4 protein-coding genes and 1 rRNA gene are annotated in these 9,900 nt (G+C 71.6%); 3 read left to right on the top strand and 2 right to left on the bottom strand.

The genetic code is table 11. The features are described from left to right. A 5S ribosomal RNA gene (gene rrf, locus ABZ497_RS18980) occupies nucleotides 1–83 on the top strand; the annotation flags it as partial. A gap of 76 nt (nucleotides 84–159) precedes the next feature. Beyond that, complete coding sequence (locus ABZ497_RS18975) at nucleotides 160–1,029, top strand: phosphatase PAP2 family protein (protein ID WP_359806549.1); 870 nt, start codon at nucleotides 160–162, stop codon at nucleotides 1,027–1,029. An 81-nt stretch (nucleotides 1,030–1,110) separates the two neighbouring features. On the opposite strand, the gene ABZ497_RS18970 is transcribed toward ABZ497_RS18975, so the two are convergent. Beyond that, entirely contained in the window at nucleotides 1,111–1,674 is a 564-nt protein-coding gene (locus ABZ497_RS18970) for an acetate uptake transporter (RefSeq protein ID WP_359806547.1), read from the bottom strand. 288 nt (nucleotides 1,675–1,962) lie between these two features. Then, nucleotides 1,963–4,515 carry a SpoIIE family protein phosphatase gene (locus ABZ497_RS18965; RefSeq protein WP_359806544.1) on the bottom strand — a complete coding sequence of 851 codons (2,553 nt, stop codon included), beginning with the start codon at nucleotides 4,513–4,515 and terminating at the stop codon, nucleotides 1,963–1,965. Between the two features lie 539 nt (nucleotides 4,516–5,054). On the opposite strand from ABZ497_RS18965, the gene ABZ497_RS18960 reads away from it, so the two are divergent. Further along, nucleotides 5,055–9,587, top strand: a complete 4,533-nt coding sequence (locus ABZ497_RS18960) for a HAMP domain-containing protein (protein ID WP_359806568.1) — start codon at nucleotides 5,055–5,057, stop codon at nucleotides 9,585–9,587. The last annotated feature ends 313 nt before the right edge of the window (nucleotides 9,588–9,900 follow it).

Genomic DNA, 9,900 nt, shown 5'->3' with positions numbered 1-9,900 from the left:
ACATTCCGAACCCGGAAGCTAAGCCTCACAGCGCCGATGGTACTGCAGGGGGGACCCTGTGGGAGAGTAGGACGCCGCCGAACAATCATTCCAAAAAGACCCCCTCCCGTTCGGGAGGGGGTCTTTTTGCGTTAACGTCTCCCCAGCACAACCCGCTCGGTGGAGAGGCGCGAACCGTTGCAGAACCTGACTCTTACCTGGCAGTCCGCCGGGGGCGCCGCGGTCGCTCTCTACGGAGGCGCGTACGCGGCCGCCCGGGTGCGGCGCGCACCGCTGTCGGCGCTGCTGCGGGAGGCCGGCACCTTGCTGGCGCTGTTCGCGCTCTGGCAGCTGGTGGGGCACCTCTCGCTGATGAGCGCCGAGCACGCGCTGGACCGGGCGAGCTGGATCCACCGGACGGAGCTGGCGATCGGCCTGCCGGACGAGGCCTCCTGGCAGGCCGCCGTGACCTCGTGTCCGGCCGTGGTGAAGGCGGCGAACTACTACTACGCGTCGATGCACTTCACCGTGATGATCGCGGTGCTGCTCTGGGTCTTCGTGCGGCACCGGGCCCGCTACCCGTGGGTGCGGAACACGGTCGTGATCACGACGGCGATCTGCCTGGCGGTGCAGTTCATCCCGGTGGCGCCGCCCCGGATGCTGCCGCAGGAGGGGTTCGTCGACGTCGCGGCCGAGTACGGGCAGTCGGTGTACGGCGGCGCGGTCGGCGGGATGGTCAAGGTCGCCCAGCTGTCGGCGATGCCGTCGGTGCACGTGGCCTGGTGCGTGCTGGCGGCGGTCGCGGTGATCAGGGTGTCGTCGAGCCCGCTGCGCTGGCTGGTGGTCCTGCACCCGGTGCTGACCGTCGCGGTGGTGGTGGTCACGGCCAACCACTTCTGGGCGGACGGCCTGGTGGCCGTGGTGATCCTGCTCTTCGCGTACGCGGTCCAGGCGGCCTGCGGCCGCCGGCGGGCCCGCCGGGCGTCGCCCGGCCCGGACGCCGAGGTGGCCGGAGCCCAGGCCGGGGAGCACGTCACCACCGGGAGCTGACCGGGGCGCGAGCAGCACGGGCCGGTGGGCCGGACCTCCCCGGAAGGGAGGTCCGGCCCACCGGCGTTCGCGTGTCGGGTGTTACTTGACCGGCAGTGCCACCCGGCCCCACGCGCTGTTGGTCATGGCCGCGGTGGCCCAGTACCAGGCGACCAGCCCGGAGGCCGCGGCGACCCAGCCGGCGAACTTGGCGAGCCCGCCGGAGGTGGCGAAGGTCGCGATGGCGGAGAGCACCAGGGAGACGGTCAGCAGGCCGTACACCGCGCGGCTGAACCAGCCGGCCTTCCAGCTCGCGGCGGTGAGGGTGAGCGCGAGCAGGGCCCAGAGCAGCAGGAACAGGCCAGCCGCGTTCTTGCCCGCCCCGCCGGCGGCCGACCAGGTGGCCCAGAAGGCGCCCAGGCTGGTGAAGGCCGTGCCGGTGAAGCCCTCGCCGGCACGGAGCTGCCAGAGGCCGGCGATGAACAGGGTGAGGCCGCCGAGGAGGTGGGCGAGACGGGCGGAGTCCCCGACCCCGGTGCCACTGAAGATGCCAGTGGAGAGGAGGCCGTAGGCGAGGAGGGTCAGGCCGAGGGCGAGGTAACCGAGGTTCCCCGCGTCGGCTCCGGTGGAGCGGGCGTTCAGTGCCCCGGTAGCTTCGTTGCTCACCGGAGGCTCCTTTCACTCTGGGCGCGCGCAGGGCGCTGTGAACCGCAGGAGGATGTTCGATGAGGTGGATGCGCGCGACCGCGCCGAGGGCGCACCACAGGAGGGTGCGACGGCTGCGGTCAGAATGATGGGCCAGCGTGAAGAACTGCTGGTCGTGTCCCCGCCGGGGGATTCCCCGGTGAGATCGGTGTACCCGGCCGGACCAGCTTGTACCCTTGTGAATCACACAATTTGTGGCGTCGTCAGCTGTGGAACGCTCATGGTTGGACCCCGGGTGAGCAGACTCGGTCAGCCCGGGCGCTGGGTGGGGACGCGCAGGGTGAGGATCGCCATGTCGTCGGACGGCGGCTCCGGCGCGAAGCGTTCGACCGCCCGCTGCACGCGCAGGGCTACCGCACCGGCCGTCAGCCCGGTACAGCCGGTGAGCACCTCGGCCAGGCCGTCGTCGCCCAGCATCCGCGACCCCTCGCGGCGTTCGGTCACGCCGTCGGTGACGCAGAGCAGGACCTCGCCGGGGGAGAGCACCAAGTGCTCTGCGGTCAGGTCGAGTTCCTCCATCACGCCGAGCAGCGGCTGCGGGGTGGCGGCCCGGTCGACCTGGCCGTCGGTGCGCAGCCGCAGCGGCAGCGGGTGGCCGGCGCAGACCATGGACAGCTCGGTGCTGCCGTCCGGTCGGGGCGTGAGCTCGCCGTAGAGCAGGGTGAGGAAGCGGCTGCGTGAACCCTCGTCCAGGATGGCCGCGTTGAGCCTGCTGAGGACCTGTGGGGCGTCCAGTCCCTCGCGGGCGAGCAGCCGCAGCGAGTGCCGGGCCAGGCCGGTGACGGAGGCGGCCTCGGGACCGGTGCCGCAGACGTCGCCGATGGCGAAGCCGTAGGTGCCCTCGCGGATGGTGAAGAGGTCGTAGAAGTCGCCGCCGACCTCGTTGCCCTCGCCGGCGGCCTGGTAGTACACGTCCACCTCGACGCCCGGGATCTCGGGCAGGTCCGGGGGGAGCAGACTGCGCTGCAGCGCCTGGCTGGTGGCGGTGCGCTCGGAGTAGAGGCGGGAGTTGTCGAGCGCGAGGGCGGCCCGCCGGGAGAGGTCCTCGGCGAGTTCCAGGATCTCCTGGCGGAACCGGACGCCGGCCGGGACGCCGAGCACGAGCAGGCCGATGACCCGGTTGCGGGCGGCCAGCGGCAGGACCACCGTCTCACCGAGCAGGCCGGAGAGTTCGGGGTTCGCGGAAAGCCCGCCGGTCCGCGCGGTCTCGGCCGGCGCCGCCCAGAAGCGGGCGCCGTGAGTGGGTCCGGAGTCCGGGGCGGGCGTCTTGTCGAGCAGGGCGCGCAGCGGGTCGATGCGGTCCTCGTCCTCGTGCAGCACGAAGGCGAGGGAGGCCGGGGCGCCGTTGGTGTACACGGCGCACCAGGAAGCGAGGGTAGGAACGGCCATCTGCGCCATCAGGGCGAGCGTCTGCTCGTGCTCCAGGGTGCCGGCCAGCAGGTCGGAGGCCTCGACCAGGAAGGAGAGCGAGCCGCGGCGCAGCCGTTCGAGCTCGGTGAGCCGGGTGCTCTCGATGGCCAGGGCGACCCGGTCGGCGGCGAACTGCAGGCGCAGCGCGTCCTCGTTGTCGTAGCGGCCGGGCGCGGCGGCGGCGATGCCCAGCGAGCCGATCAGCCGGCCCTCGACCTTGAGCGGGACGGTGAGCAGCGAGCGCATGCCACTGTCGCTGAGCACCGGCAGACCGGTCGGCCGGGTGGCGAGGTCCTCGTGGACGGACGGCAGGCGGGCGGAGTCGTAGCGGTTGCCGGTGCCGACCGGGAAGCGGGTGTGGCGGCGGTGGCCGGAGGTGAGGCCGGTGGCGGCCCGGACCTCGAACTCGGTCTCGTCGTCGGTGGTGAGCAGCAGGTAGGCGGCGTCCCCGTCGAGCAGGTCGCGGGCGCGTTCGACGGTGCGCTGGAGCAGGGTGTCCAGGTCGTCGGAGGCGGTGGGACCGGCGAGCAGGTCCAGCCGGGAGCCGGTCGGGTCGGGCTTGTCGCCGGGCAGCGCCCGGGCGGGCGAGCGGAGTACCGCGCGGTCGGGTTCGAGGACGAGCAGGCAGAGCGTGGACGGGACGCCCTCGGTGTCGCGGATGCGGACCTGCAGGCCGTAGACCTCGACGGTCCGGCCGTCGGCGTGCCGCAGGCCGTAGCTGCCCTCCCAGCGGGCCAGCCGCAGCGTCGCGGCCAGCCCGAGCCCGGTGCCGGGGCCCTGCGGCCAGACGGTGAGGTCGGCCCAGGGGCGGCCGAGCACGGTGTCGGCGGGGTGCTGGAAGAGCGCCTCGGCGTCCGGATTCCAGGCGAGCACGCGGCCGTCGTCGTCGAGCTGGACGACGGCGACGTGGACCGGTCCGGCGCTGCTGGGCAGTTCGCTGCCCGGGGTGGCGGGGACGGCGTAGCGGGTGCCGGTGACGTGGGCGGGCAGGGCGAGCCGGAACCAGACGGTCTTGCGGCCGGCGGAGTACTCGACGCCCCAGCGTTCGGCGAGGGCGGAGCACATCAACAGGCCGCGGCCGCCTTCGCCGTCGGGGTCGGCGTAGCGCTCGGAGGCGGTGACAGGGACGTCGGCGAAGGACGGCAGACCGCGCTCGGGGTGGTGGTCGGTGACCTCGATCCGGACGGTCTCCTCCTCGCGCAGGCAGCAGACCTCGGCGGCGGTGCCGGCGTGCACCACGGCGTTGGTGACGAGTTCGCTGACCAGGACCACGGCGTCGTCGACGATCTCGGGCAGGCCCCAGCCCAGCAGCGCGTCCCGGACGAACGAGCGGGCGGCCGAGGCCGACCGGCCGACCGGTTCGAAGGTGGCGGCTGCGCGCGCGGTGACCACGTTGCCACTTCTCCTCTGCTCTGGCCTGGCTGCCCGGGTGCGGCGGCGACCTCCCCGTGGGCGCCGGCGGGGTGAGCGGCGGCGCTGGGGCGGGTCGTGGCCCGGTGCAGCGCCCCACCCTACTTTCCGGTTGGTTCCCCGTGGGGGCGGGGCGCCGAAACAGGCACCTGAGGGTGATTCTGCCCACCTGTTTCGGTCGGGGCGGTACCAACCGAGCGCAACCGGCCGTATACCCGGCGCCGGTGCTGCCAGACTGGGGGGTCCGTGACGCCCGTGGGAGCAGTACGGTCGATGCGGGTTCCGGTGGTCCGCGAGGTCACCGGGACGCTGTAGCGCCGACCGGTGTGGCTTCGCGCCCCGAAAACGGGGCACGGGGGATCACCGACAGTTCACGATCTGGGAGGGGCCCGTTGAGTTCGGCCACCAAGGACGCAACCGGTACGACGCCGCCTGCCCAGCGCGGTGTGCGGCCCGGGGCCGCGCCGCGGAGCGCGGCCGGCCGGCGAGCGAACCACAGCCGCGGAGCCGAGCCGGCGGAGCTGCGCAAGCTGCTGGCCGCGCTGACCGCGATGCGCGACGGCAACTTCCGGCGGCGGCTGACCGTACCCGGCGACGGTCCGCTGGCCGAGATCGCCGCCGTGTTCAACGAGGTCGCCGAGCGGAACCAGCACCTGACCGGTGAGCTGGCCAGGGTCCGGCGCGCGGTGGGCCGCGAGGGCCGGCTGAACGAGCGGCTGGAGACGGGTGCGGGCGAGGGCGCCTGGATGGCGGCCGTCGACAACTGCAACGCGCTGATCGACGACCTGGCCCGGCCGATGGCCGAGGTGGGCCGGGTGCTGGCCTCGATCGCCGAGGGCGACCTGGACCAGAAGATGGAGCTGCGCTCGCTGCACAGCAACGGGGTGAGCCACCCGCTGCGCGGCGAGTACCTGAAGATCGGCCGGACGGTCAACGGGCTGGTGGACCAGCTGTCGGAGTTCACCGACGAGGTGACCCGGGTGGCCATCGAGGTCGGTACCGAGGGCAAGCTGGGCGGCCAGGCCAAGGTGCGCAGCGTCTCGGGCAGTTGGAAGGACCTCGCGGACTCGGTCAACACGATGGCCGGCCGGCTGACCGCGCAGGTGCGCAACATCGCCCAGGTGACCACGGCGGTGGCCAAGGGCGACCTCTCGCGCAAGGTCACGGTCGAGGTGGCCGGCGAGATGCTTGAGCTGAAGAACACCGTGAACACCATGGTGGACCAGCTGAACGGCTTCGCGGCGCAGGTCACCAGGGTGGCCCGGGACGTGGGCACGGAGGGCCGTCTGGGCGGCCAGGCGCAGGTCCCGGGCGTCGCGGGGGTGTGGCGGGACCTCACCGACTCGGTGAACTTCATGGCCGACAACCTGACCGGCCAGGTGCGCAACATCGCGCAGGTGACGACGGCGGTCGCGCGCGGGGACCTCTCGCAGAAGATCGAGGTGGACGCGCGGGGCGAGATCCTGGAGCTGAAGAACACCATCAACACGATGGTGGACCAGCTCTCCGGCTTCGCCGAGCAGGTGACCCGGGTGGCCCGCCAGGTCGGTACCGAGGGCCGCCTGGGCGGTCAGGCGCAGGTGCCGGGCGCCGCCGGGGTCTGGCGGGACCTCACCGACAACGTCAACTTCATGGCGAACAACCTCACCGATCAGGTGCGCAACATCGCCCAGGTGACGACGGCGGTGGCCAAGGGCGACCTGTCGCAGAAGATCCAGGTGGACGCGCGGGGCGAGATCCTGGAGCTGAAGAACACCATCAACACGATGGTGGACCAGCTGGGTGCCTTCGCCGACGAGGTGACCAGAGTCGCCCGGGACGTCGGTACCGAGGGCATCCTCGGCGGTCAGGCGAGCGTGCCGGGGGTCTCCGGCACCTGGAAGGACCTGACCAACAGCGTCAACCTGATGGCCAACAACCTGACCAGCCAGGTCCGCAACATCGCGGAGGTCACCACGGCGGTCGCGCGCGGCGACGTCTCCAAGAAGATCACCGTCGACGCCCGCGGCGAGATCCTGGAGCTGGTCACCACCGTCAACACGATGGTCGACCAGCTCTCGGCGTTCGCCGACGAGGTGACCCGGGTGGCCCGCGAGGTGGGTACCGAGGGGATCCTGGGCGGCCAGGCCCGGGTCCGCGGGGTGTCGGGCATCTGGAAGGACCTGACCGACAACGTCAACTTCATGGCGTCCAATCTGACCAGCCAGGTGCGCAACATCGCCGAGGTCGCCACCGCGGTGGCCCGCGGTGACCTCTCCAAGAAGATCGACATCGAGGCGCAGGGCGAGGTCGCCGCGCTGGCCGGCACCCTGAACACGATGGTCGACCAGCTCTCCGCCTTCGCGGTGGAGGTGACCCGGGTGGCCCGCGAGGTCGGCACCGACGGCATCCTGGGCGGCCAGGCCGGGGTGCCGGGTGTGGCCGGGATCTGGAAGGACCTGACCGACAACGTCAACCTGATGGCCAACAACCTCACCGGGCAGGTCCGCAACATCGCTCTGGTGATCACGGCGGTGGCCCGCGGCGACCTCTCGCAGAAGATCGACGTCGATGCGCGCGGCGAGATCCTGCAGCTCAAGACCAGCATCAACACGATGGTCGACCAGCTCTCGGCGTTCGCCGACGAGGTGACCCGGGTGGCCCGCGAGGTGGGCACCGACGGGCGGCTCGGCGGGCAGGCCCGCGTCCCCGGTGTGGACGGCACCTGGCAGGACCTCACCGAGTCGGTGAACGAGCTGGCCAACAACCTGACCCGGCAGGTGCGCGCGATCGCCCAGGTCGCCACCGCGGTGACCAGGGGCGACCTCTCGCTGCGGATCGACGTGGACGCGTCCGGTGAGCTCGACGAGCTCAAGGACAACATCAACCAGATGATCGCCAACCTGCGCGAGACCACGCGCACCAACCAGGAACAGGACTGGCTGAAGACCAACCTGGCCCGGATCTCCGGCCTGCTGCAGGGCCGTCGGGACCTGGAGGCGGTCGCTTCGCTGATCATGACCGAGCTGACCCCGGTGGTCTCGGCCCAGCACGGCGCGTTCTTCCTGGCCCAGCCGGCCGGCCGAACCGCCGAGCTGATCACCGAGGACGACGACGAGAACGACACCGTGCTGCGGCTGATCGGCAGCTACGGCTACCAGCGGCGGGCGATGCCGACGACCTTCCGGCCCGGCGAGTCGCTGATCGGCCAGGCGGCGGTGGAGAAGCGCTCGATCATCCTCAAGGAGGCCCCGCCCGGGTACCTGAAGATCGCCTCGGGCCTCGGGGAGGCCTCGCCGGCCCACATCGTGGTGCTGCCGGTGCTGTTCGAGGGCCGCCTGCTGGGCGTGATCGAGCTGGCCACCTTCAGCTCCTTCACCACCGTCGCGCTGGACTTCCTCAACCAGATCGCCGATCTGATCGGCGTCACGGTCAACACCATCAGCGTCAACACCAAGACCGAGGGCCTGCTGCTGGAGTCCCAGCGGCTCACCGCCGAACTCTCGATGCGATCGGCCGAGTTGGAGGCGCGCCAGGAGGAACTGGAGCGGACCAACGAGGAGTTGCAGGAGAAGGCCGAGCAACTCGCCCAGCAGAACCGCGACATCGAGATCAAGAACAGCGAGATCGAAGAGGCCCGACAGGTCCTGGAGGAGCGCGCCGAGCAACTCGCCCTGGCCTCCCGCTACAAGAGCGAGTTCCTCGCCAACATGTCGCACGAGCTGCGGACCCCGCTCAACTCGCTGCTCATCCTGGCCAAGCTGCTCTCCGACAACAACGAGGGCAACCTCTCGCCCAAGCAGGTCGAATTCGCCGACACCATCCACGGCGCCGGGTCGGACCTGCTCCAGCTGATCAACGACATCCTGGACCTCTCCAAGGTCGAGGCGGGCAAGATGGACGTCCGCCCGTCCCGGATCGCCCTGGTGCAGCTGGTCGACTACGTGGAGGCCACCTTCCAGCCGGTCGCGCTGGACAAGAACCTGGACTTCGCCGTCCGGGTCTCCTCGGCGCTGCCGGTCACCCTGCACACCGACGAGCAGCGGCTCCAGCAGGTGCTGCGGAACCTGATCTCCAACGCGGTCAAGTTCACCGACTCCGGCGCGGTGGACTTCTCTATCAGCCCGGCCGGTCCCGACGTCCCGCAGCACGTCCGCGAGCGGCTGCTGGAGGCCGGCGCGATCAAGGGCCCGGACGACCCGCTGATCGCCTTCTCGGTCTCCGACACGGGCATCGGCATCCCGGAGAACAAGCTGCGGGAGATCTTCGAGGCGTTCAAGCAGGCCGACGGCACCACCAGCCGCAAGTACGGCGGCACCGGTCTCGGGCTCTCGATCAGCCGGGAGATCGCCCGGCTGCTCGGCGGCGAGATCCACGCCGAGAGCGAGCTGGGCGCGGGCTCGACGTTCACCCTCTACCTGCCGCTGCGCACCGACGGCGGGGAGGTCGCGCCGCCGTCCGCGCCGAACGCCCCGACGATCCGCGCCGCGGTCGGCGTCACCCCGGCGGGCACGCCCGTCCCGGTCGGCGAGAACCCGGCGGACCACTGGGCCCAGGAGGTCCGCGAACTCGCGGAGGAGCGCCGGCGCGGCGCCGTGGAGCGCCGTCGTGCGGCCCTGGAAGCACCGATCGAGGGCCGGCTGCCGTCCGGCGGCCCGGCGGCCCACCAGCCGTCCCGGGTGGACACCCGCTTCGACGGTCAGCAGGTGCTGATCGTGGACGACGACGTCCGCAACGTCTTCGCGCTCACCAGCGTCCTGGAGCAGCACGGGCTGACCGTGCTGTACGCCGAGAACGGCCGTGAGGGCATCGAGATGCTGGAGCAGCACGAGAACGTCGCGCTGGTCCTGATGGACATCATGATGCCGGAGATGGACGGCTACGCGACGACCGAGGCGATCCGCCGGATGCCGCAGTTCGCCGGGCTGCCGATCATCGCGCTGACCGCCAAGGCGATGAAGGGCGACCGGGAGAAGTCCCTGGAGGCCGGTGCCACCGACCACATCACCAAGCCGGTGGAGACCGACCACCTGCTCACCGTGATGCACGAGTGGCTGTCGGCGCGGAAGTCCTGACCCGGCCCTCCGCGGCCGGGCCCGCCCCCGCCGCCCGGTACCCCACCGGGTCGTGGGGGCGCGAACCCCGGAGCCCGCTCCGGGGTTCGCGCCTTTCGGGGCGTGCTTTGCTGGCGGGGAGGGCCGGGAACCCGGTAGGGTCACCGATCGTTGCGAACAGTGACCGGATGGCGACTCGCTGGTGAGCGTGCGCCGGGGCACTGGGTGCGCGTTGCCCCGGACCAGGTTGCGACGGGGCGGTGTGCCGGGCGAGGGGGTGCGGCTAGCATGACCGGGGTAGTGGTGGGCAGTGTGCGAGTGCCTTCCCCAGGCA

It is taken from the genome of Kitasatospora sp. NPDC005751 (assembly GCF_040630835.1).
Lineage (GTDB): Bacteria > Actinomycetota > Actinomycetes > Streptomycetales > Streptomycetaceae > Kitasatospora.
The sequence above is the reverse complement of the archived record's forward strand: the minus strand, read 5'-3'. Positions and strand labels throughout refer to the sequence as shown.